This is a genomic window from Sporolactobacillus nakayamae, assembly GCF_900113325.1.
Taxonomy (GTDB): domain Bacteria; phylum Bacillota; class Bacilli; order Bacillales; family Sporolactobacillaceae; genus Sporolactobacillus; species Sporolactobacillus nakayamae.
Window position 1 is genome coordinate 26,477 of the sequence record NZ_FOOY01000012.1, and the last position, 23,303, is coordinate 49,779.

A 23,303-nucleotide genomic window follows, 5' to 3' on the forward strand; every position below is an offset into this window, starting at 1 on the left:
TCTGAGAAATAAACTGAAAAATTCCGCTTAATTAGAAAATTAATGAAAAAGTTGCTTAAATAGACGGAGAAATTCCGCTTATCGAATCGAAAAACGCAAAAATGGAGAGTTTTTCTGTGCATAAGCGGAAAAATTACCCTTATTTACCTGTGAAACAAGCGTCAGGATGCATATAACCGGAAAATCTCCGCTTATTTTATTCCGGCCGTGTTACTTAATTAAGAATCCAAATGATTTATGAAATAGAAATGTCTGTTCAAGCCAAGGGTGATGATTCAAAACGGTATTTGGAGCAAAGGAGCTTTCGCTAAGCACGCATATGGCCTGTATGCAACGCGAAAGCCACCGCATCCTGCGGAAGTAAGAACCGGACGCTCTTTGCCCGGTTTTTCTATAATGGTACTAAATAGGATAAAATTCGACAAAAAACATTATTGAAAGCGTAGTCATTTTATGGACCTATTGCTATAATAATAAGAAAGGGGGTGAGCGAGATGGGGTTAGCACTAGTTCAAAGTCAATCGTTGAAATTGAAAATGGCACCGGCCTTATATCAGTCTGTGACGGTACTCCAATGTAATAATGAGGAGCTTTCGCGACTCCTCCACGAAAAGGCGATGGAAAATCCGCTGCTACGTGTTGAGGATCGCGATTATCACCGCGATTATTCCTCAATGAGAGGAGAAGGCAAATATACGTCGGATGTAATCGAAGAGACGGCAGCAGATATGGTTGATTTTCGTGAACTGCTGCACCGCGATCTTCATCAGACGCGTCTTGATCGGATATGCTTGGAAGCGGCGGATCTGCTGATTGATTCACTGAATGACAATGGGTTCCTTGATGAGGAACCGAACACGATTCTGGATCGACTTGGCAAGCTCGAAGCAGATCCGGATCAGGCACTAGCCGTTGTTCAGTCATTGGAGCCTGCCGGTGTCGGTGCGCGCTCGCTCATCGAATGTTTATGTTTGCAATTGCAGCGTTCGGAACTCCGCTGCCCACTGGCGGAGACGATTCTGACTGATTATCGCGACTGTTTTATGACCGGAGACTGGGCAGAACTGGCTTCCTCGTTAGGAACGAACGAGGATGAGATCAATGAGGCGGTCGCGCGTATTCGCAAACTGAATCCGAATCCTGTCGCAACGATTCAGGATGAACCGCCACAATATATTGTTCCGGATGTTGTCATTTCAAAAAAGGACGGCGGACTTGTTTGTGAGCTTGAGGATCAATATCTGCCCACTATCTCCGTGAATATGGATGACTATGAACGCTACATGAAGGCCGCGGATCGTGAGACGAAGCGCTATCTGCGTGAGAAATTCGAGGAGGCGGATTGGCTACTCTCAGGCGTTTCAAGGCGAAAACAAACACTGATGAAGCTGGCACAAATGGTGATGAAGCGACAGGAAGCCTATTTTCTAACTGGAAATCGTGAACATCTGTGCCCACTCACTATGAAGCAGGCGGCCGATCAGTTGGACGTTCATGAATCGACGATTAGTCGGGCCGTGGCAGGTAAATATGTCCAAACGAATTACGGACTCTCTCCTTTAAAAGCTTTCTTTATTCGAGCGGTTCGTGCGAAGCAAGGAACGCTCTCCGCTTTTCGAATTCAGTTCGAGATCAAACAACTAGTCGAGAATGAAGATCGCAGAAAACCGCTGTCTGACCAGATGCTTGCACAATTGCTTGCTCAGGCCGGAATGGGCTGTTCGAGAAGAGTGGTAACCAAATACCGACAAGCCTGCGGAATTGGCTCAACCATTGAACGCAGGGCTGCGTACAATTAACTGAACTATATGTCGGGACGATATGAGTCCCATACGGATAAGCGTTGTAAAAGTTAACAACGCTTTCTTTGTTTCCTTTTGTCGAAACAGGGTATACTTCACATGGACCAAAATCACAAGAGGGGATTCGGAAGCGTGGAAGCCGGTCATGGAAATGTGACATTTTTCAAAATATGCAGATTCTTCAAAATCGATAAACCGCATTATATCAACACTTTTCATAATGTGACAAATCTGCGTCATTAAAATGTCCATACAAAACATTTACATGATTATGCTTGTAAACATAGGTGAAAGTTGCTATCATGATAAATGGAGCAGATGGGACATAAAATGACTGTGTGGGACATTTTGAGACCTGTATAGGTCGATCGAGGGGGACGCTGTGGAACATTTGCTTGATCTTCAGAAAAGGCTGATCCCCGATGTCTTAGACATAATGTCCAGTCGCTACCGTATTCTTCAATCCCTTCATTTTCTTCAGCCAATCGGCAGACGAAGCTTGTCATCCCATTTGGGCATGACGGAACGTGTGCTGCGCGGTGAGGTCACGTTCCTCAGCCAGCAAGGGCTAATCCAAATGGCGTCAAGCGGCATGTATCTGACGGAAAACGGAGAAGCCATTGTCAAGGCTCTTGGAACAGTGATGAAGAACATTTCAGGATTGAGGAACATGGAAAAGCAATTGGAAGAAGTTCTCGGCGTTTCCAAAGTTGTCATTGTCTCTGGCGACAGTGATCAGTACGCGACAGTCAAGAATGAGATGGGGCTGGCCTGCGTCAAGGAAATCGAACGCGCACTGGGCGCGATCAACATCATCGCGGTGACCGGGGGCTCAACGCTCGCAGCCGTTGCTGAAATGATGCATCCGCTCAGAAAAGCGCATCAGGATCTCCTGTTTGTGTCGGCGAGAGGCGGTCTTGGCGAGCGGGTCGAAAATCAAGCGAATACGATCTGCGCCAAAATGGCTGAAAAAGCTGAAGGGCGCTATCATCTGCTCCACGTTCCCGATCAGCTCAGTGATGAGTCCTATCACAGCTTGATGGAAGAGCCCAGCATTCATCGGGTGTTACAGCATGTCCATCGCGCAACCATCATCGTACACGGCATTGGTGATGCGAAAACGATGGCAATTCGCCGGCATTCCGGAGAAGAAATTCTCAAAAGGGTCGACACGGAACATGCTGTGGCCGAGGCTTTTGGCTATTTCTTTGATCAGACGGGCCGCGTCATTCATAAGGTTCAGACCATTGGTTTGCAATGGGAAGACCTGTTCGGCGCGCACTCAGTGATTGCCGTGGCCGGGGGCAAGTCTAAGGCTGAGGCAATTCAGGCTTACTGCAAGAAAGGTCCGGATTCTGTGCTTATCACGGATGAAGGAGCAGCGCAAGAGATTTTAAAAAATTTCTAAACCATTTAGGAGGTCATTATTAACATGACAGTTAAAGTTGGTATTAACGGTTTCGGACGTATCGGTCGTCTTGCTTTTAGAAGAATTCAGGATGTTCCTGAATTGGAAGTTGTTGCGGTTAACGACCTGACAGACCCAGCAATGCTCGCAAACCTGCTCAAATATGATACAACTCAAGGCCGTTTCAATGGCGAAGTTAAAGTTGAAGACGGCTACTTCGTAGTTAACGGCAAGAAAGTTAAAGTTCTCTCACAACGCGACCCAGCTGAATTGCCTTGGGGCGAACTCGGCGTTGACATCGTTCTTGAATGCACAGGCTTCTTCACATCGAAAGACAAGGCTGAAGCACACATCAAGGGCGGCGCTAAGAAGGTCGTTATCTCTGCTCCTGCTAAGGGCGACTTGAAGACGATTGTATTTAACGTAAACAATGATTCACTCGATGGTTCAGAAACCGTTATTTCCGGTGCTTCTTGCACAACGAACTCCTTGGCTCCTGTAGCTAAAGTATTGAACGACAAATTCGGCATCGAAAAAGGCTTGATGACAACGGTTCACGCTTACACAGGCGACCAAATGACTCTTGACGGCCCGCACAGAGGCGGCGACCTTCGTCGTGCACGTGCCGCTGCTGAAAACATCGTACCTGCTTCTTCAGGTGCTGCTGCAGCCGTTGCTCTTGTTATTCCTGAATTGAAAGGCAAATTCGACGGATCTGCTCAACGTGTTCCAGTTAAATCTGGTTCTGTAACGCTGCTTTACGCAACGCTTGCTAAGAACACGAGTGTAGAAGAAATCAACGAATCGATCAAAGCCGCAGCTAACGAAACGCTTGGCTACAACGAAGATCCGATCGTTTCTTCTGACGTAATCGGCATTACTTACGGCTCTCTGTTTGACGCAACTCAAACAAAGATTCTTGATGTAGACGGCAAGCAACTCGTTCAGGTTGTTGCATGGTATGACAATGAAATGTCTTATACTTCACAACTTGTACGTACGCTCGAATACTTCGCAAAACTTGCAAAATAAGGATTGCCTAACTTTTTGAATAGAACTTGAATAGCGGAAACCTTAGTTGTTTCCGCTTTTTTTACGAATACTGTTCTTATCAATGGAGGTTTGGACTGCAGCCTTTCCTCCAGGTGATGAAATAAAGTGAAAGAGGGTCTAGGCATGGCAAAGAAAACCATTAAAGACATTGATGTTAAAGGCAAGAAAGTATTCTGCCGCGTTGACTTCAATGTTCCGCTTAGTGGTACGACGGTTACGGACGACACACGTATTCGTGCGGCGCTCCCAACCATTAACTATTTGATCGAAAACGGCGCGAAAGTCATTCTTGCGTCTCACCTCGGACGCCCGACAGCAGAAGACAAGGATTCCTTCAAAATGGATCCTGTAGCGAAACGCTTGAGCGAATTGCTCGGCAAACCTGTCGCAAAGACTGACCAAGTTGTCGGACCGGAAGTTGACGCAGCTGTTGCGAAATTAAACGCAGGCGACGTTCTTCTTCTTGAAAACGTTCGTTTTGAAAAAGGCGAAAAGAAAAACGATCCGGAACTTGCAAAAGCATTTGCTGCGCTTGCAGATGTTTATGTAAACGACGCATTCGGTTCTGCTCACCGCGCGCATGCGTCAACAGCAGGCATCGCTGACTATCTTCCTGCAGTTGCAGGCTTCCTTCTCGAAAAGGAATTGAAAATTCTCGGTGCTTCTCTTGAAAATCCGAAACACCCGTTCACAGCTATCATCGGCGGTGCGAAAGTTACTGACAAAATCGGCGTTATCGAAAACCTGCTTGATAAAGTAGATACGCTGATCGTCGGCGGCGGACTTTCCTACACGTTCGTAAAGGCTCAGGGCTACGAAATCGGCAAATCTTTGCTTGACAAAGATAAGCTGGATCTCGCTAAGAAATTCCTTGCTTTGGCTAAAGAAAAAGGCGTTAATTTCTTAACACCTGTTGATACGGTCATTGCTGATGAATTCTCTGAAACAGCAAACAAAGACGTTGTCGATATCGACAAAATGCCTGAAGGCTGGCTCGGCGTTGACATCGGACCGAAGACGATTGCTCTCTATTCCGAAGCAATCAAAAAATCCAAAGTTGTTGTTTGGAACGGACCAATGGGTATCTTCGAAATGGAACCTTATGCGAAAGGTACAGAAGCGATTGCACAAGCACTTGCTGATGCAACCGACGCAACAACAATCATCGGCGGCGGCGATTCCGCGGCAGCTGTTGAGAAGTTCCATCTTGCAGACAAAATGACGCACATCTCGACCGGTGGCGGCGCTTCTCTTGAACTGATGGAAGGCAAAGTACTTCCTGGCGTTGCCGCACTTGATGACGCTGAGTAAATCTGGACAAGATAATTTAAGAAATAACCGCAAGAAAGGGTAGGTGTCCATTCATGTCACGTAAACCGATTATTGCCGGAAACTGGAAAATGAACAAAACAGTTAAGGAAGCAAGCGAATTCGTTGAAGCAGTTAAGAATAAAGTTCCGGCTGCCGACCTCGTTGATTCCGTTGTCGCTGCTCCTTTTCTCGCCTTGGACCGCATTGTTGCGGACGCAAAAGGCTCAGATCTGAAAATCAGCGCTGAGAATGTTCACTTTGAAGAATCCGGTGCATTCACGGGTGAAGTAAGCCCGGTTATGCTCGAAGATCTAGGCGTTCAGTATGTAATCATCGGCCACTCTGAAAGAAGAGCGATGTTTGCTGAAACGGACGAAACAGTTAATAAAAAGGTACTTGCATCATTCGCTCATAAACTGACTCCAATCGTTTGCGTTGGTGAAACGCTGGACGAACGTGAAGGCGGCAAATGGCAATCCGTTGTCAAGAACCAAGTAACAAAAGCATTTGCAGGTGTTCCGAGTGATCAGGCATCTGATGTTGTTGTTGCTTATGAACCAATCTGGGCAATTGGTACTGGCAAATCTGCTTCCGACGAAGATGCGAACGAAGTTTGTGCGTATATCCGTGCAACGATTGCTGATCTTTATGATGAAGCAACGGCTGCAAAAGTTCGTATTCAATACGGCGGCAGCGTAAAACCGGCAACAATCGCCGGACTGCTCACTCAATCGGATATCGACGGCGCGCTTGTCGGCGGTGCCAGCCTGCAACCAGAATCTTTCCTTGCTCTGCTTGACGCAGTAAAAGGCTGAGGTTTGCAGTTAATACATGAAATGAATTGGTGTGAGACCGTCCGTTATCGTCCGGACATAGCGCTCGGTTTTCAGTACACCATATAAAATTTATATGATAATAAGGAGAGATAATGAATGTCTCAAATCGTTGAAGTTTACGGTCGTGAAGTCCTCGACTCTCGCGGTAACCCAACTGTTGAAGTTGAAGTTTATACAGAAGACGGCGGCAAAGGCCGCGCACTTGTTCCAAGTGGTGCTTCTACTGGTGAACACGAAGCTGTTGAATTACGTGACGGTGACAAGAGCCGTTACGGCGGCAAAGGCGTTCTGAAAGCTGTAAAGAACGTTAATGAATTAATCGCTCCTGAAGTAATCGGCATGGAAGTTCAAGACCAAGTGGCTCTTGACCAAGCAATGATCGATCTTGACGGAACAGAAAACAAAGGCAAATTAGGCGCTAACGCAATTCTTGGTGTTTCTCTTGCTGCTGCTAACGCTGCTGCAGATGAACTCGGTGTTCCGTTGTATCGTTACCTCGGCGGTGTAAACGCAAAAGTTCTTCCTACACCAATGATGAACATTCTTAACGGTGGCAAGCATGCTGACAACAGTGTAGACTTCCAAGAATTCATGATCATGCCTGTAGGCGCAGATTCCATCAAGGAAGCTGTACGTATCGGTGCTGAAGTATATCACGCTCTGAAATCCGTTCTTTCTGCTAAGGGCCATCTGACGGCTGTTGGTGACGAAGGCGGTTTTGCTCCGAACCTGAAGAACAACGAAGAAGTTCTTGACACGATTCTTGAAGCAATCGAAAAAGCAGGTTACAAACCGGGCGTTGACGTTAAGCTCGCAATCGACCCTGCTTCCTCTGAATTGTTCGAAGACGGCAAGTACAACTTCAAAGGTGAAGGCGTTGTAAGAACAACTGACGAAATGATCGAATACTACACCGCATTGGTTGAAAAATATCCGATTATCTCGATCGAAGACGGCCTCGACGAAAACGATTGGGAAGGCTGGGCTAAACTGACCAAAGCAATCGGCGACAAAGTTCAGCTCGTTGGTGACGACCTGTTCGTTACGAACACTGACTACCTGAAGAAAGGTATCGACCTTGGCGTTGCCAACTCGATACTTATCAAGGTTAACCAGATCGGTACGCTCACAGAAACACTGAACGCGATCCAAATGGCGCAAAAAGCAGGTTACACTGCAGTCGTTTCTCACCGTTCCGGTGAAACGGAAGATACGTCAATTTCTGACATCGTTGTTGCAACGAATGCCGGCGAAATCAAGACCGGTTCTCTTGCAAGAACAGACCGCATTGCTAAGTACAACCAATTGATCAGAATCGAAGACGATCTCGCTACTTCTGCTGAATACCTTGGCGACGACTCGTTCTACAACATTAAATAATTTTATTTAATCAATTGCCCCCGCTGAATAACTCAGCGGGGGTTTTTGTTTTACTGTGGCAGCGAACCGACTTGTTGGGTTTTGCTGCCATTTTTCATAGTGAAAATATTAAATTAGTACCTTTACATAGGAGCAGGTAACATGTAAAATAATCTCTACAACATAAAGGTAAATAGAGAAAATCGGAGTATAAAATTCTGAAAACAGAGAAAAATAATACCCTTTGCGTTGTGTTATTAAGGATGCACAGAAGGAGATTTTAAGGATGAGTTTATTTAGAAGGTTATTCAGAAAGAAGTCGATGGAGTACACGATCAATCAGGCAAGGGGTGAGAGTGGGCTTCAGAAAGCGATGGGCGCTTTCGACTTGACGATGCTTGGTGTTGGGGCCGTCATCGGTACCGGTATTTTCGTTATGACCGGTATTGTCGCAGCCAATAATGCGGGACCTGCTATTATGTTGTCCTTTGTTTTATCAGGAATTGCCTGCGCGTTTGCCGCATTATGTTACGCAGAATTTGCGTCGATGATACCTGCATCGGGTAGTGCTTATACCTATAGCTATACCGTATTCGGTGAAGTTTTTGCATGGATTCTCGGTTGGGATCTAATTTTGGAGTATGGTCTTGCGTGCTCGGTTGTCGCAAGTGGATGGTCCGCGTATTTTCAGGAATTGATGAGAGGATTCGGTCTTAATTTGCCAACCGCCATCAGCGCCGCTTTTAATCCCGGCAATGGGACGTACGTTGATGTAATGGCGACGGTAATTGTTCTGCTGCTCTCAGTAGTCCTTCTTACCGGCGTGAAGCAATCTACTCGAATTAACGATATTGTCGTTCTTATAAAAATTGGTGTCGTTTTACTGTTCATCGTTGTCGGTGCGTTTTACGTGAAGCCTTCGAACTGGACACCTTTTATGCCATTTGGTTTTAACGGTGTGATTAAAGGAGCGGCAACAGCGTTTCTTGCTTACATTGGTTTCGATGCCGTGTCGTCTGCTTCCGAAGAGGTACGTAGGCCTCAGCGTGACATGCCAATCGGTATTCTCTCATCGCTCGGCGTATGTATGGTTCTCTATATTGCGGTTTCCGTTGTCTTAACAGGCATGGTTCCGTACACCGAATTGAATGTTGGTGATCCGGTTGCCTTTGCACTTCGCTTTGTTCATCAAAATTGGGTTGCCGGTTTTGTGTCACTCGGGGCAATTCTTGGTATCACAACAGTGCTCTTCGTTATGATGTATGGACAGACGCGACTTTTCTTTGCGATCAGCCGTGATGGTTTGCTGCCGAAATCAATTGCCAAACTAACGAAGAAATCGAAAACACCGGTATTCAGCATTCTCTTGACTTGGGGGATGGCGACGGTATTTTCTGCGCTGATACCGCTTGATGAACTTGCTGAGCTTGTTAACATCGGCACACTGTTCGCGTTTATCGTCGTTTCGATTGGCGTTGTCGTGCTCCGTGTCAAACGTCCGGATGTCAAAAGGAATTTTAAAGTGCCCTTCATCTATGTGACGCCATTCCTCGCTGTTCTCTCATGCGGTTTTCTAATGATCAATCTGTCGGGACAGACCTGGATTCGCTTCTTAATTTGGTTCGCTATCGGACTGGTTATCTATGTGCTTTTTGGATTTAGGCACAGTGTACTTGGCAAGCTGAAAAGGGAGCAAAATCAATAATCTATGAGTAAATTGAATGGAAATAATTCTGGAAAAGGACAAATGTTCTTTTCTTTTTTTGTGTCAATGTCATAAATCACAAAAATCGAACTAATTGTTGCCGGTTTGCGTCAAAATAGTTGACCCAAGCCGGCAATAATGCGATGATCAAAACGGATACAGTATGATTCATACATTCATTCGTGCGAACTTAATTGATATACATAGAATAAAGAGGTGTTTGCCATGGGATGGGCAGGTATTGGGCTTCCAGGACTCATATTAATCCTTGTTATTGCACTCGTGATCTTCGGACCGTCCAAGCTTCCGGAAATCGGAAAGGCGTTTGGAAAGACGCTGAAGGAGTTTAAAAAGGCGACGCAAGGTTTGGGTGATGATTCGGATTCGGAAAATAATAAGACAACTGTGGAAGCAGAGAAGACAAGCATCGAGAAAAAGGGCTAAGGAATTGGTGATGGATGACTGAAAAAAAGATGTCGCTAATTGAGCACTTTAATGAGCTGCGAAAACGACTCATTTCCATTTTTATCGTCTTTGTTACAAGTGCCGCCGTGATGCTTTTTTTCACTAAGCAGGTCTATCTTTGGCTCGTGTCTGATTTGGGTGTTACGAACAAACTGGCTGTACTCGGACCGACGGAGATTGTTAGCGTTTATTTCCTGATCGCGGGCGTTGTTGCGATCGCTGTGACGATTCCTTTTGCCGCATGGCAGCTATGGCTGTTTATTGCCCCGGCGTTGTCCGTAAAAGAACGCAAAGTGACGCTTTCATATATTCCAGCGATTTTTTTACTGTTTATCGCAGGCATTGTCTTTGGGTATGAAGTTGTCTTTCCTAATATCCTTCATTTCCTGCTTGGGATGAACGACGGTATGTTTGATGTTCTCTTTACAACGGATCGTTATTTTCGCTTTATGATTAATGTCGTTTTGCCATTCGGAATCCTTTTTGAATTGCCGGTGATCGTTGTGTTTCTGACGAATCTTGGTATTCTGACTCCGATACGTATGAAGAAAATGCGTCGAATCGCTTATTTTGTACTTATCGTGATTGGCGTTGTTTTATCACCACCCGATTTCGTATCCGACACGGTCATGTCTATTCCGCTGCTTCTCCTGTATGAGATTTGTGTGACCGTCGCGTCAATCACTTACAGACGGAAGATGCATCGCAAGCGAACAGCCGAAGAGCAGATAAGTGATTGATTTGTCGCCTTCATTAGAAAAATCATTTTCGGTTTGTTGCTCTTGACGCCACGGTATGGTACATTAAAACTAATGACTGAATGAACGTTGATTAGAAGATTGGGGTACACGACGATGCATACATTTTTGTTAACGGTAATGATTATCTCGGCTGTCATTGTTATTGGTCTCGTATTAGTTCAAAGGAGCCAGGGTGACGGATTGTCCGAGGCAATTACCGGCGGTGCGGAGCAATTATTCAGCAAACAAAAGGCGAGAGGTATCGAAGTCGGCATTAAAAGGCTGACCATATTTTTCTCAGTCGTCTTCTTTGCTTGCGCATTTTTGATTGGCTATTATTTTAAATAAATGCCATGAGGATGAAACCGGAGCGAAAACTCCGGTTTTTGATTTACTCTGCAAAGATAGCTTGAAATTCAGCAGCGCGCCAACGATCGAGCGAAACTTTCTGTTTCCTTTAGACCAAACCCAAGATATAGCGTATAATGTATTTGGAAGAAGATGCCTTTTTACCTAATTGCGGTATCTACTGTTTGGATTTTCGATTAGGGGATGAGGGAAGAATGGAACTAAGGCGTCCAAAACCTTTTTTTCTAGACTCCGGACCACGCGCCGTACTGCTTCTCCATGGGTTTACGGGTAATTCAATTGATGTCCGACATTTGGGACGCTACTTGCATCAGCGCGGATACACATGCTATGGCCCGATTTATTCCGGTCATGGCGGCGCCCCTGAGGAATTGCTTCAGACCGGTCCCGATGATTGGTGGCGCGATGTCCAAAATGCCGTCGCTTTTTTACGGCGGCACGGTCATCCCGAGATTGCAGTTTGCGGTCTTTCACTTGGTGGGGTATTTTCACTCAAAAGTGGTTACACTTTTTCAGTGAAGGGTATTGTTCCGATGTGCGCGCCGGCTTATTCCGATAATAGAGATCGACTTCTTAACGGTACCATCTCCTTTGCGCGAACATACAAGCAATATCAGGGGAAAACCGAAGCGGCGATTGCCGCGGAATTGGCGGATTTTAAAACGAAAATTCCGACTGTTCTTGATCCATTAGGCGAACTGATTGACGAAGTGAGGGAGAATAGCCGAAGAATCTCCACCCCCGCTTTAATCGTTCAGGCACGTCAGGATGAAATGATTCCAATGAATAGTGCGCAGTACTTTTATGAAACCATTCAGTCTGCGGATAAGCATTTAAAATGGTATGAAAATTCAACTCATGTAATTACGTTAGGAACAGAAAAAGTGCAGCTGCACCAGGATATCTATGCGTTTCTTGAAAGCCTAGATTGGTCTGTTTCCTAAGGACAGGGAGGTATACGACATGGCGGAAGAGCGCATTCAGAAAATCCTGAACTATATGCGGGAAGAAACTTACCGACCGATGACATTAAAAGAACTTGAAGCTGTCTTTGAAGCAAATGAGGCGGAAGCGTTCACTGATTTAGTGAAAGCTATGAATGAATTGGAAGAACAGGGACTTGTGATCCGGACACGTGCGGATCGTTATGGTCTGCCTGAAAAGATGAACTTAATGACGGGAAGAGTCCAAGCGCATGCCAAGGGCTTCGCTTTTATTATTCCTGAAGATGATAAGTTCGATGATGTATTTGTCAGCCCGAACGATCTTGCCGGAGCAATGAACGGTGATACGGTCGTGATTCGCGTGTCCCACAAATCAGCAGGGGAACGTCCGGAAGGCACTGTGATTCGTATTCTCGAACGGGCGATTACCAAAGTCGTCGGTACCTTTAACGCGGGACGTCATTTTGGGTTTGTCATCCCGGATGACAATAAAATCACCGGTGACATTTTTATTCCTGAAAATGCGGAACATGGCGCAATGGAAGGCCATAAAGTTGTTGCTGAAATCACAAAATACCCGGAAGGCCGCAAGAATGCGGAGGGTATGGTGACTCAGATTCTCGGTCACAAAAACGATCCGGGTATCGACATTTTATCGATTATTTACAAGCATGATTTACCGCTTGAATATCCTCCTGAAGTATTATCGGAAGCTGAAGCAATTCCGGATGAACTGTCGGATAAAGATTATGAAGGACGCCGGGATCTGCGCGGTCAAACCATTGTGACCATCGACGGCGAGGATTCCAAGGACTTGGATGATGCCGTTACCGTTTCCAAATTGGATAATGGAAACTATAAATTAGGTGTACATATCGCCGATGTCAGCAACTATGTCACAGAAGGGTCGGCACTTGACGCCGAGGCGTATGAACGCGGCACGAGTGTTTATCTTGTTGATCGCGTCATCCCGATGATCCCGCATCGTCTCTCAAACGGAATTTGCAGTTTGAACCCGCATGTTGATCGTTTGACACTCAGTTGTGAGATGGAGATTAATTCGCAGGGGGTTGTCGTTGCGCATGAAATCTTCCCTAGCGTGATTCGCTCGACGGAACGGATGACGTACAACAACGTGCGCAAAATCCTCAAGCGTGAAGATGAAGAAGTGCTCGAACGCTATCATGATATGATCCCGTTTTTTGATCTGATGGCCGAGCTGGCAGATATTCTTGAAAAACATCGTCAAGAGCGCGGCGCGATTGACTTTGATTTTACCGAAGCGAAGATCATTGTCGATGAACAGGGCAAGCCGGTCGATGTCGTTGTCCGTGAACGTACAGTTGCCGAGCGCCTGATTGAATCGTTCATGTTGGCCGCGAATGAAACGGTTGCCGAACATGTTGAAAAACTGCGTCTACCGTTCATTTACCGTGTTCATGAAGAACCAAATCCGGAAAAGTTAGAGAAGTTTTTCGACTTTGTGGTTAACTTCGGCTATGTCCTGCATGGCAAACCGGATAACGTACATCCGCGTACGTTGCAGTCTCTGCTTGAAAAGGCTAAAGGACAACCGGAAGAAGCAGTCATCAGTACGGTGATGCTGCGTTCAATGGCAAAGGCAAAATATGATGACAAATGCTTGGGACACTTCGGCTTGTCAACGGAGTACTATACCCACTTTACGTCACCAATCCGTCGCTATCCGGATTTGACGGTGCACCGTCTGCTGCGCAAATACGTGTTCGAGAAGAAGACAGACCCGAAGACGATTGCTTATTGGAAAGCTGAAATGCCGGAAATCGCAAAGCATACGTCCGAATGTGAACAGCATGCGGTTGAAGCGGAACGTGATACGGATGATCTGAAAAAAGCTGAGTACATGCAAGACAAAGTTGGCGAGACATTTAATGGTGTGGTCAGCGGCGTTACGAACTTCGGTCTATTCGTCGAATTACCGAATACGATTGAAGGACTTGTACACATCAGCTATCTAACCGATGACTACTATCACTACAGCGAAGAAAACATGGCGCTCGTCGGTGAACGAACCGGTCATTTATACCGGATCGGAGACGAAATCGAAGTGCGTGTACTCGCCGTAAATCTAGACGAGCACGCGGTCGACTTTGAAGTTGTAGGTATGAAACCGCAGAAGCCGCGCCAGAAAAAATCAAGACCGACGATTATTCAAGGGAAAACAGGACCAAGCAATGGCCCAGGCAAGAAACGTTTCGGAGATAAAAACGGCGGAAAACGTCCCGACTCACGAGGCGGCAACCGCAACAGCGGAGGTCGAGGTGGAAACAGCCGAGGATCCGGTCAAAGCAATTCTTACCGAAATAACAGCAAAAGTAACTAACGAATGATATACAAACGCCTCGGCGATCGGATTCAGATCCGACAGCCGGGGCGTTTTTGCGTGCGCGAATGAATTCAGGAACTTATCCGCAATTGGACAAGCATTTATATATACAAATTAATTAAAATAAGTAATTTGACTATACAAATATAAATGTAAGCGCTATACTTTAATTTGTTAATGAAGTTCATTGATGATCATCTTATCTCGGTGGCGCAACGGCCGTGCACCACTGAAAAGACGTTTCGATTATTGTCGCTTGCATTAGTTGTACCCGTTTATAATGAACAATTAATGTCACGCACTTATTTGAGATAATATAAAGTGGGAGTGAATCGAATGGCAGTCATAACTGAAGAATCCGTAAAGCAGATCATTGATACAGTCGGTGGTCGTGATAATATTAACGCCGCGACACATTGTGTGACTCGGCTGCGGTTAATTTTAAAAGATGAAAATAAAGTAGACAAAGAGAAACTTGATACGATTGATCTGGTCAAAGGCTTTTTCTCAGCAAACGGTCAGTTTCAGATTGTGATTGGAAATGGTACTGTTGACAAGGTATATGATGTGTTTGTTCGATTGACTGGCATCGGTGAATCATCAAAACAGGAAGTAAAAGATGCGGCAGCGGAAAAAATGAATCCGCTGCAGAAGGGCATTAAAACGCTGGCGGATATTTTCATTCCTATTCTTCCCGCAATCGTAACTGCCGGCTTGCTAATGGGTATTAACAACGTACTTGCAAATCCGGGAATTTTCTTTAAAGAATCAGTGGTGCAAGCCTATCCGCAGTGGAAAGATTTTGCCGATATTATTTTGGTTATTGCCAACACTTCCTTCGTCTTCTTGCCGGCATTGATTGGTTGGTCTGCTGTTAAAAAGTTCGGTGGTAACCCGCTTCTCGGTATTGTCCTTGGACTCGTCCTCGTTCATCCGTCACTGCTGAACGCTTACAGTCTGGCCGAGGCACAGACAAAGGGGACCGTTCCGATTTGGGATCTGTTCGGGCTGCACATTGATAAGGTCGGCTATCAGGGCCAAGTGCTCCCTGTACTTGTTGCTTCCTATGTGCTTGCGAAAATTGAAATTTACTTGAAGAAGCATGTGACTGATTCCATTCAACTGCTTGTTGTCGCACCTGTGGCACTGCTTGTAACCGGATTACTTTCGTTCACGATCATTGGACCTGTGACCCTTCAATTAGCCAATTGGATTACAGCCGGCATCGTTGGTTTGTTCCACTATGTTCCGATTCTCGGCGGTTTGGTTTACGGCTTCTTCTATGGTGTTCTGGTCATCACAGGCATGCACCAGATTTTCCTTGCTGTTGACCTCCAGTTAATCGGGAGTACCGGTTCCACATTCCTATGGCCGATGCTCGCGCTGTCAAATATTGCACAAGGAGCGGCAGCTTTTGCCATTTTCTTAATGGCTCGCGATGCCAAGCTTAAGGGGCTCGCAATGACGTCTTCCGTTTCCGCATGGCTTGGAATTACCGAACCGGCGATGTTCGGCGTGAATCTGAGATTCCGCTATCCATTCCTTGCGGCAATCATCAGTTCAGGCATTGCCGGAGCATTTATCACGTTGTGCAGTGTTAAGGCAACCTCAATCGGTATTGGCGGATTGCCGGGCTTCCTGTCCATCATTCCAAAATATTGGGGACCGTTCTTTATCGGTATGCTGATCGTTTTGATCCTGCCGTTTGTCCTGACTTATGTATTTTCGAAGTTCAGCAAGAAATCCATTGATGAAGGGTAATGAACTAGAGACAAGGGCGCAAAGTATAAAAAGATAGGGTGTGACACGCATGCAAGAAGATTGGTGGAAAAAAGCAACGGTCTATCAGATCTATCCGAAAAGTTTTAAGGATACAAACGGTGACGGCATCGGTGATATTAATGGAATCATTGAGAAATTGGATTATCTGAAAAAACTTGGTGTCGATGTCCTTTGGCTGACACCGATGTATCAGTCGCCGCAAAATGACAACGGCTATGATATTAGCGATTATTATAATCTGCAGCCTGAATACGGAACGATGGAGGAACTGAAGCGTCTGTTTTTTGAAGCACACCGACGAGACTTGAAGATTGTCATGGATAGCGTAGTTAATCACACCTCGACAGAGCATCGCTGGTTCAAGGAAGCGCTCAGCAGCAGTGACAGTCCGTATCGTAATTATTATATTTGGCGGGATCCGGGAAAAGATGGCGGCGCGCCGAACAACTGGCAGTCAAAGTTCGGAGGATCCGCATGGGAACTCGATGAAAAGAGCGGACAATACTATTTGCATCTGTATGATATAAGCCAGGCGGATTTGAACTGGGAAAACGAAGCTGTTCGAGATGACGTTTACAAAATGATGAATTTTTGGATTGATCAGGGTGTGGACGGTTTCCGGCTTGATGTGATTAATAACATCTCGAAAGATCAGCGCTTTCCAGATGATCATGATCCGAACTCACCGGGAGACGGTCGTGCGTTTTATACGGACGGACCGCGAATCCATGAGTTTCTGCATGAGATGAATCAGCGTGTGTTCAGTAGGCGTTCCGGGACCATTACCGTTGGCGAAATGTCGTCGACAACGATTGACAACTGCATCCGGTACACGAATCCGAAGTACAAAGAACTAAGCATGGTATTCAATTTCCATCATCTAAAGGTTGATTACCCACACGGTCAGAAATGGGCACTCGGTGCGCTGAATCTCGTCGATTTGAAAAAGGTTCTGTCAACATGGCAAAAAGGCATGCATGACGGAGGCGGTTGGAACGCGCTGTTTTGGTGCAACCATGACCAGCCGCGTATCGTTTCCCGATTTGGTGATGAAGGCAAGTATCGAGTTGAATCAGCGAAGATGCTGGCAACGACGCTGCATATGCTGCAAGGCACACCCTATGTCTATCAAGGTGAAGAGATCGGGATGACCAACCCGAACTTCAAACGCATCGAAGACTATCGGGATATTGAATCGCTCAACGCGTATAAGCTTCTTCATGAAGAGGGCAAGCCTGAAAAGGAGATTCTGGCGATTCTTCGGCAAAAATCTCGAGATAATGGCCGCACACCGATGCAGTGGGACGAGAGTGTAAACGGTGGTTTTTCAAATGGCACACCATGGATTTCAATCGCTAATAATTATGATACGGTGAATGTGAATGCAGCGCTCCGTCAATCAGATTCAATTTTCTATCATTATCAAAAATTGATTGCATTGCGCAAAACGTACGATGTCATCGTGAATGGTGGTTTCGAGCTGATTGAACCGTACGATCCGAATGTTTTTGCCTATGTGCGCACCGGTATAGGAGAACAATTGCTTGTTGTAAGCAATTTTACCGACCAATCTGTATCCTTCTCTGTGCCTGAAGAAATAGTGCATGATCAAAGTGACTTGTTAATTAGTAATTATGCAGACTCACCGGGGCACGTGCAGAATCTGCAGCTTCGTCCGTATGAGTCGGTAGCCTATCATTTGATCAATCAATGAGTAAGTTCATGAATTTGCCTGTTTTGTGAGGGTTTTCAAATCAACATTTTGTTATACTAATAGTGGAAATACAGATAAGAGGGCGGAGGGCTGCCCTTTTATTTTTACTATCTGAACAAGTTAATCAATTACAGATTAAAGAATTATTGATGGCTTTGGACAGACGTTCTGTTTTTGGAGGAGAACGATCACAATGGGAAAGAGTAAATTTGTCTCAATTTATAACGACCTCAGTGAAAAGATACACAAACAGCGGATTGAATCCGGATCGCTCCTTCCGACGGAGAATGAACTCAGTGCGCAGTACCGTGCATCACGGGAAACAATCCGGAAGGCGTTGGCCATGCTGTCACGTAACGGCTACATTCAGAAGATTCAAGGCAAAGGTTCAATCGTACTGGATGTCAGTCGCCAGACCTTTCCGATATCAGGGCTAACCAGTTTTCGAGAACTGGCCAGTCATTCGAAAGATCACTGGAAGACCGAGGTTCACCAGCTTGTTTTGCTCAAACCTGATAATCACCTGAAAATGTTGATGAATCTCCAAAATGATCAAACGGTTTGGAACGTGATCCGGTCGCGTTCGGTCAATGGCGAAGCAGTCATTTTAGATCGAGATTACCTGATCCAAAGCATTGTTCCGATGCTGACAGCAGACATTTGCGAGCGTTCTCTGTATGATTATATTGAGAATGATCTCGGACTGAAGATCGGATTTGCCAAAAAGGAAATTACTGTTGAGCGCGCGACTGATGAGGACAATCGTTATTTGACGATGCACGAGGATTCCCATGTGGTGGTCGTGCGCAGCTTGGTTTACTTGGAAAGTGCCGAACTCTTTCAATACACAGAATCAAGACATCGTGCTGATAAATTTCGATTTGTCGACTTTGCACGTCGCGGACATCAATGAAAAGTAGGAGGATCTCATGATTAAGTTAATCGCAATGGATATGGACGGAACGCTGTTGAACAAGCATCGAGACATTGGTTGGGGAAATTTGAAAGCGCTGCGCTATGCTCGCTCCAAAGGTGTGACACTGGCAATCGCATCAGGACGCGCATTCTTCGACATTGAGAGCAAAATGAATGAAGTTGATATGGAAACGCATCTGATTGGAACCAATGGCGCGACGATTCATACCTCAGACGGTCGGCTGCTCGGTGCGGATTTTCTCGACCGCGCTGAAGCGCTCCAAATTATAAATGAGCTTGTCGAACAGAAGTATTATATCGGTGTCTATTCGGAGCACCACATCTATGTGCCTGATCAAGGCACTGAATGGCTTCGTGAGGAACTGAAACAGCTTGGGATTCATGAAGACCGTTCCGTTGGATTTCAAGGCGCGACACGCGATGATTTCTATCGTTTTGTGGAAGACTGGGGCATGTTTGAAAAACGAAGTACTGAATTCTCCAAGATTATTATCTTCTCCTATGATGATGTGAAGCTGAAGAAGGCGCGCGATATCTATGAAGCGAAGCATAAGTACAGTATTGTTTCGAGTGGAACGGGCAACTTCGAGATCATGCCTCAGAATGTCTCAAAAGGGAATGCACTTGATCATTTGGCGAATCATTTAGGCATTCCGATCAGTCAAGTTATGGCGATTGGCGACAATTACAATGATATTTCAATGTTTGAGGTTGCTGGTGTATCCGTCGCTATGGGCAATGCGGACGATGAAATCAAGGCGATTTGTGATCGTGTGACCACTCGTTGTGAAGAGGACGGCGTCGCCCACGCCATTTACGAAGAACTAGGTTATCCTGATGGTGAAAAGGGTGTGAATCCATGAAAAAGCTTCTCTATTATGCCGGACTGTTTGTTGCGTGTTTCGTCATTCAATGGTTCTGGTATGCGCAAATTAAGACGAACTCAAACAAGTCACTATTGGATATGCTGCTCACCTCAGTTGTCTTTGCTGTCATCGTCTTTCTGCTCGATTTTTTATCAAAAAAACGAACACGAAAGTAAAGGAATCGCGTGTCAGTTGGGTAAAGCGCTTGCTCGGCGAGGTCCATATGACCTATAATGAGATAATGAATGAACGTCTGGCAGGTGTTAGGTATGGGAAAAGGTGAGAGCCGCGTGCTCGCGCAAAATAAAAAAGCGAGTCACGAATATTTTATTGAAGAAACGGTGGAAGCGGGAATTGTGCTGCAAGGCACAGAGATCAAGGCCATTCGCCGCGGAAAAGTCAATATTCAGGACGCCTTCGCTCGTGTGGAGAACGGAGAAGCATTCGTTTACAATATGCATATTAGTCAATATGAGCAAGGCAATCGGTACAATCATGATCCGCTTCGCACGCGCAAGTTGCTGATGCATCAGAAAGAAATCAATAAGCTTGGGCCGCTTGCGGACAAAACAGGCTATGCTCTGATTCCGCTGAAGATCTATATCAAGAACGGATTCGCAAAGGTACTTGTCGGCCTTGGACGAGGCAAGAAAATGTACGACAAACGTGAATCGTTGAAAAAGCAGACCGCACAGCGTGAAATGGCACGCGCTTTTCGTGATCACCAGAAAATGTAAGTTGAAATGCGTCTGTTGTTTTGCTATAATGACCTTACTGTGTTAATCACAGTTACAGTTATGGATGATTCACCGCAAGTCCCGTTGTTTTTTAAACGGGGACGTTACGGATTCGACAGGGGTAGGTCGGGTTTAAGCGGCGAGCCGAGGGGGTCGGCCTCGTTAAAACGCCAAAGCCATAACTGGCAAAACGAATAACAACCTCGCTTTAGCTGCCTAAGTAGCTTTTGCGGTCCCTCCCTCCATCGCCCATGTGGTAGGATCAGGGACTCACTCTAGTGGGATACGCCGGACGCCCGCATCCTGAGGGCCAAGGAAGAGAACAATCGGGATAGCCTCGCGAAAGCCTGTCGGTGGGCCGACGCTGGGGCGAAATGCTAATATGCCGACTACGCTCGTAGAAACTTAAATCACGATGCTTCTGGACGTGGGTTCGACTCCCACCGTCTCCATAAGCATAATCCGATAAGTCGGATGGAGATAAAAGATCCCTTTACAGAGGGATTTTTTTTTTTTTACAAGAAAGTATAGTGTTTTGCCTTGCAGGTACGACGATAAGGTCATAAGATTCGATTTGGCGATCAGGTAAGCGCCCAATCTGAGAAATAGGCGGAAAAATTCCGCTTAATTAGAAAATTAAAGAAAAAATTGCTTAAATAGACGGAGAAGTTCCGCTTATCGAATCGAAAAACGTGAAAATGGAGGTTTTTTCTGTGCATAAGCGGAAAAATTACCCTTATTTACCTGTGAAACAAGCGTCATGGTGCATATAACCGGAAAATCTCCGCTTATTTCACTTGTTACTTAATTAAGGAACCCAAATGATTTATTAGAAAACTTGGCTTCGCCAAGCCTCTGGCGAAGGTGAAGACTTAGTTGCGCTTACACTCGTTTCCTTGAATCTTTAATTTTTTTATACTTTTTTATCAGTGTTAGAAAACTTGGCTTCGCCAAGCCTCTGGCGAAGGTGAAGACTTAGTTGCGACGGCCATGGACGGCCTAGTGTCCGGTGAGCCGCAGGACGCGGCGTTTTTTCGGACCGCTTACACTCGTTTCCTTTAAATGTTTTCTTAGACTTTCCTACCAGTGTGAAATAGAAATATCTGTTCAAGACAAGCTTGATGATTCAAAACCGTATTTGAAGCAAGGGAACTTTCGTATGTAAGGAGCTTTCGCTAATTACGCATATGTCCTGCACGCAACGCGAAAGCCACCACATCCTGCGGAAGTACGTCCTGTAGGCAACGCGAAAGCCAAAGTATCCTGCGGAAGTAAGGACCGAACTTTGCCCGGTTTTTCTAAATGCCTTTAATCACTTTTGAGATGTTTAAGGACAAAATGAGGGCAGACTTTTTGCGTTTGAGATTGCAAATGATTTATCTCAAGTAACGTTAAAATCAGTGTCTCATCTATTCTGGACTCATCGATAAAATGCATTTTTTCATGCCTCAAGAAAGTCGTTCCTCGATTCTAGTCATTCACTCCGGATATCCGTCATCTCATTCTGTTAACGCTTTCACAAGCCTTTTTGTTGCTACAATTAGTGTGTGGAAAGGAAATAATCCTTTAGAAAAGCTAATCTAAACATTTTCTATAACTAATTGGAGCGAAAAGAGGTCATTAAAATGACAGCAAATGTAATGAAGAGCTCAAAACAATCCCGTCTGTCTGTGCTGATTGGAACGGTTATTGCAATGATTGGTTTAGGTACCATTTATACATGGAGTTTGTTTAATCAACCGCTTGCCGATGCGTATGGTTGGAGCGTGGGCGCGGTGGCGACGACTTTTTCGATCATGAGTTTTGCCCTGTCCTTCTCGACTTTATCCGCGAGCAGTATTCAGAAGAAATTAGGTATTCGTGGTCTGCTCATTCTTAGCGGTGTGGGCATGGGCGCGGGATTGATGATCACATCGATTTCTTCATCGCTGTGGATGCTTTATATTTTCGCTGGAATTCTTGTGGGCGCGTCAAACGGTATCGGCTATATGACAACACTCTCGAATGCGATTCAGTATTTCCCTGAGAAAAAAGGTCTGATTTCAGGAATCGCAGTAGGCGCATATGGAACGGGAAGTCTGCTGTTCAAGTACGTACTTGGCTTTTTTATCGACTCTGTCGGTGTTGTGCAAGCGTTCCTCTATTGGGGCATCATCATTATGCTGTTGCTTATCGCGGGCGCGTTCTTAATTAAAGAAGCGAAAGTCGCGGCGAAACCGAAAACAGGAGGTATAAAAGTCCAAAATGATTACTCTTTGAAGCAAATGCTGCACACGAAGGAAGCGTACCTCTTGTTCTTTGTGCTATTCACAGCTTGCATGAGCGGCTTGTATTTGATCGGCAGTGTGGCAAATATCGGTGTCAGTCTTGCCGGCTTGGATATGGCTACGGCTGCTAATGCGGTGGCACTGGTCGCAATTTTCAACACAACGGGACGTATCGTGCTTGGAACTGCGTCGGATCATTTTGAGCGGTTGAAAGTCATCGCCGTATCACTATTCATTACAGCGGCTGCGGCACTTGTGCTCAGTGAATTGAGATTGAACTTTGCCTTGTTCTTCATCTGTGTCTCAAGTGTGGCCTTCTGCTTTGGCGGGAATATCACAATCTTCCCAACCATTGTTTCCGAATTCTTCGGATTGAAAAATCAGAGCCGAAATTATGGGATTATTTATCAGGGCTTTGGTATTGGCGGGTTAAGCGTATCGTTCATCTCCGGATTTCTTGGCGGATTCGCGCCAACATTCAACTTTATTGCGCTAATATGCGCTGTTGCATCGGTTGTCGCCTTGCTGCTTCACGTCCCGGGCACGAAACGCGCGCCTTTGTTTGCAGGCCGCAAAGTGCAGGAAGAGAGAAGATAATGGGACTAGAGGATGAAAAATGAGCGATTACTATAAATAGATGGCTC

The 23,303-nt window shown here is 45.6% G+C and carries 19 protein-coding genes and 1 other RNA gene; all 20 read left to right on the forward strand.

The genetic code is table 11. From position 1 onward, the window contains the following. Nucleotides 1-494: 494 nt before the first annotated feature. The 20 genes from rpoN (at nt 495) to BM003_RS09450 (ending at nt 23,256) form a co-directional block, all read left to right on the forward strand. A complete protein-coding gene (rpoN, locus tag BM003_RS09355) occupies nt 495-1,799 on the forward strand; it encodes an RNA polymerase factor sigma-54 (RefSeq protein ID WP_093672418.1) in 1,305 nt (434 codons plus the stop codon). Nucleotides 1,800-2,184: 385 nt separating this feature from the next. Then, on the forward strand, nt 2,185-3,210 hold the full coding sequence (locus BM003_RS09360; protein ID WP_093672420.1) for a sugar-binding transcriptional regulator: 1,026 nt from the start codon (nt 2,185-2,187) through the stop codon (nt 3,208-3,210). Between the two features lie 24 nt (nt 3,211-3,234). Then, entirely contained in the window at nt 3,235-4,242 is a 1,008-nt protein-coding gene (gene gap, locus BM003_RS09365; RefSeq protein WP_093672422.1) for a type I glyceraldehyde-3-phosphate dehydrogenase, read from the forward strand. A gap of 144 nt (nt 4,243-4,386) precedes the next feature. Continuing rightward, nucleotides 4,387-5,574, forward strand: coding sequence for a phosphoglycerate kinase (locus BM003_RS09370; protein WP_093672424.1), 1,188 nt, complete (start codon nt 4,387-4,389; stop codon nt 5,572-5,574). 53 nt (nt 5,575-5,627) lie between these two features. Next, the gene (gene tpiA, locus BM003_RS09375; RefSeq protein ID WP_093672426.1) at nt 5,628-6,389 is read left to right on the forward strand and encodes a triose-phosphate isomerase; all 762 of its coding nucleotides are present in this window, start codon (nt 5,628-5,630) and stop codon (nt 6,387-6,389) included. 117 nt (nt 6,390-6,506) lie between these two features. Next, the gene (gene eno, locus BM003_RS09380; RefSeq protein WP_093672428.1) at nt 6,507-7,790 is read left to right on the forward strand and encodes a phosphopyruvate hydratase; all 1,284 of its coding nucleotides are present in this window, start codon (nt 6,507-6,509) and stop codon (nt 7,788-7,790) included. Between the two features lie 265 nt (nt 7,791-8,055). Further along, the gene (gene bcaP, locus BM003_RS09385; RefSeq protein WP_093672430.1) at nt 8,056-9,474 is read left to right on the forward strand and encodes a branched-chain amino acid transporter BcaP; all 1,419 of its coding nucleotides are present in this window, start codon (nt 8,056-8,058) and stop codon (nt 9,472-9,474) included. Between the two features lie 225 nt (nt 9,475-9,699). Then, on the forward strand, nt 9,700-9,918 hold the full coding sequence (locus BM003_RS09390) for a twin-arginine translocase TatA/TatE family subunit (RefSeq protein ID WP_093672432.1): 219 nt from the start codon (nt 9,700-9,702) through the stop codon (nt 9,916-9,918). Between the two features lie 14 nt (nt 9,919-9,932). Continuing rightward, the gene (gene tatC, locus BM003_RS09395; protein ID WP_093672434.1) at nt 9,933-10,679 is read left to right on the forward strand and encodes a twin-arginine translocase subunit TatC; all 747 of its coding nucleotides are present in this window, start codon (nt 9,933-9,935) and stop codon (nt 10,677-10,679) included. Nucleotides 10,680-10,793: 114 nt separating this feature from the next. Beyond that, a complete protein-coding gene (secG, locus tag BM003_RS09400; protein WP_093672436.1) occupies nt 10,794-11,027 on the forward strand; it encodes a preprotein translocase subunit SecG in 234 nt (77 codons plus the stop codon). A 215-nt stretch (nt 11,028-11,242) separates the two neighbouring features. After that, nucleotides 11,243-11,992, forward strand: coding sequence for an alpha/beta hydrolase (locus tag BM003_RS09405; RefSeq protein ID WP_093672438.1), 750 nt, complete (start codon nt 11,243-11,245; stop codon nt 11,990-11,992). A gap of 19 nt (nt 11,993-12,011) precedes the next feature. Continuing rightward, complete coding sequence (gene rnr / locus BM003_RS09410; RefSeq protein WP_093672440.1) at nt 12,012-14,354, forward strand: ribonuclease R; 2,343 nt, start codon at nt 12,012-12,014, stop codon at nt 14,352-14,354. 339 nt (nt 14,355-14,693) lie between these two features. After that, entirely contained in the window at nt 14,694-16,118 is a 1,425-nt protein-coding gene (treP, locus tag BM003_RS09415; RefSeq protein WP_093672442.1) for a PTS system trehalose-specific EIIBC component, read from the forward strand. A gap of 49 nt (nt 16,119-16,167) precedes the next feature. Next, the gene (gene treC, locus BM003_RS09420) at nt 16,168-17,853 is read left to right on the forward strand and encodes an alpha,alpha-phosphotrehalase (RefSeq protein ID WP_093672444.1); all 1,686 of its coding nucleotides are present in this window, start codon (nt 16,168-16,170) and stop codon (nt 17,851-17,853) included. 193 nt (nt 17,854-18,046) lie between these two features. After that, on the forward strand, nt 18,047-18,766 hold the full coding sequence (gene treR / locus BM003_RS09425) for a trehalose operon repressor (protein ID WP_093672446.1): 720 nt from the start codon (nt 18,047-18,049) through the stop codon (nt 18,764-18,766). A gap of 16 nt (nt 18,767-18,782) precedes the next feature. After that, nucleotides 18,783-19,652 carry a Cof-type HAD-IIB family hydrolase gene (locus tag BM003_RS09430; RefSeq protein WP_093672448.1) on the forward strand — a complete coding sequence of 290 codons (870 nt, stop codon included), beginning with the start codon at nt 18,783-18,785 and terminating at the stop codon, nt 19,650-19,652. Then, nucleotides 19,649-19,831 (forward strand): hypothetical protein, encoded by a 183-nt coding sequence (locus BM003_RS09435; protein ID WP_093672450.1) that lies wholly within the window; start codon nt 19,649-19,651, stop codon nt 19,829-19,831. Before BM003_RS09430 ends, BM003_RS09435 begins: the two co-directional genes overlap by 4 nt. Before the next feature lie 93 nt (nt 19,832-19,924). Continuing rightward, on the forward strand, nt 19,925-20,392 hold the full coding sequence (gene smpB / locus BM003_RS09440; RefSeq protein ID WP_093672557.1) for an SsrA-binding protein SmpB: 468 nt from the start codon (nt 19,925-19,927) through the stop codon (nt 20,390-20,392). 97 nt (nt 20,393-20,489) lie between these two features. After that, nucleotides 20,490-20,847, forward strand: a transfer-messenger RNA (tmRNA) gene (gene ssrA / locus BM003_RS09445). A gap of 1,185 nt (nt 20,848-22,032) precedes the next feature. After that, complete coding sequence (locus BM003_RS09450; protein ID WP_093672559.1) at nt 22,033-23,256, forward strand: L-lactate MFS transporter; 1,224 nt, start codon at nt 22,033-22,035, stop codon at nt 23,254-23,256. The last annotated feature ends 47 nt before the right edge of the window (nt 23,257-23,303 follow it).